We start from the raw sequence: 1,273 nt of genomic DNA, 5'->3' as shown, positions 1-1,273 counted from the left end.
TCAATGCGCCCTTCCTGACGCTGGTCGGGCGCCCGCTGATCGGCAACGGCGCCAGCGGGGCCCCGGGCGGCGGGGCTAATGGCGGGGCGGGTGGGATTCTGATCGGTAGCGGCGGCAACGGCGGGTCCGGAGGGGTCGGTCAAAACGGCGGCGCGGGCGGGGCTGCGGGGCTGTTCGGCGCCGGCGGCGCCGGCGGGGCCGGCGGGGTCGGCACCACCGCCGGCGGGGCCGGTGGGGCTGGCGGGCTGTTGTTCGGGGCCGGTGGGGCCGGCGGTGCCGGCGGATTCAACGCCGCAGGCAACGGGGGCTCCGGCGGGGCCGGGGGGGCCGGGGGGCTGTTCAGCTCCGGCGGCATCGGCGGGGCCGGCGGCAGCGGCAACGGCGCCACGGGTAATGGCGGCGCCGGCGGGGCCGGCGGTACCGCGGGGCTGTTCGGCGCCGGCGGTACCGGCGGCAGCGGCGGGTTTACCGATAAGGCCACCGGGGGGCCCGGTGGGGTTGGCGGCTCCGGCGGGCTGGTTGGCGACGGCGGCGTCGGCGGCGTCGGCGGCGCCGGGGGCAGCGCCGGTGCAATTAGTGGGAATGGCGGGGCCGGCGGCAACGCGGGCATGCTCTCCGGAGATGGCGGTACCGGCGGCACCGGCGGTGGTGGCGGCGCCATTAACGGGGATGGCGGGGCCGGCGGCAAGGCCGGCATGCTCTCCGGTGATGGCGGGGCCGGCGGCGCCGGCGGTACCGGCGGAGTCATTGCCGGGGATGGTGGGGCCGGCGGCGCGGCCGGGCTACTCTCCGGCGCTGGCGGCAGCGGCGGGGCCGGCGGCGCCGCCGCCGCCATTGGCGGCAAGGGTGGGGCGGGCGGCGCGGCCGGCATGTTGTTCGGCGCCGGCGGCAGCGGCGGGGCCGGCGGCGCGGCCTCTGGCGCCGCTATTGGCGGGGACGGCGGGGCCGGCGGCCAGGCTGGCATGCTGTTCGGCGATGGCGGGGCCGGCGGCGCCGGCGGCACCGCCAACGTGATCGGCGGGACGGGTGGGGCCGGCGGCACGGCCGGGCTGATCGGCAACGGCGGTCACGGCGGTGATGGCGGGATCGGCGTTACCGTGGGCGGCGTCGGCGGCGGCGGTGGCAGGGGCGGCAACGCCGGGCAGCTCGGCAACGGTGGTGACGGCGGCAACGGCGGGACCGGGACGACCCCGGGCAAAGCCGGCGCCGGCGGCACCGGCGGGCAGCTGCTCGGCCTCGACGGGGTGAAGGGCTTGCCGTAGCCACCGGACCC

Annotated in this window: 1 protein-coding gene; it reads left to right on the top strand. The window is 80.2% G+C overall.

The genetic code is table 11. The features are described from left to right. On the top strand, positions 1-1,262 hold a 1,262-nt coding region (locus ACX9NE_RS29280; protein WP_459370953.1), incomplete at its 5' end, for a PE family protein. Positions 1,263-1,273: the final 11 nt, after the last annotated feature.

The organism is Mycobacterium sp. ML4 (genome assembly GCF_054515735.1).
Note: the sequence above shows the minus strand (reverse complement) of the source record. Positions and strands in the feature narration are given on the sequence as shown.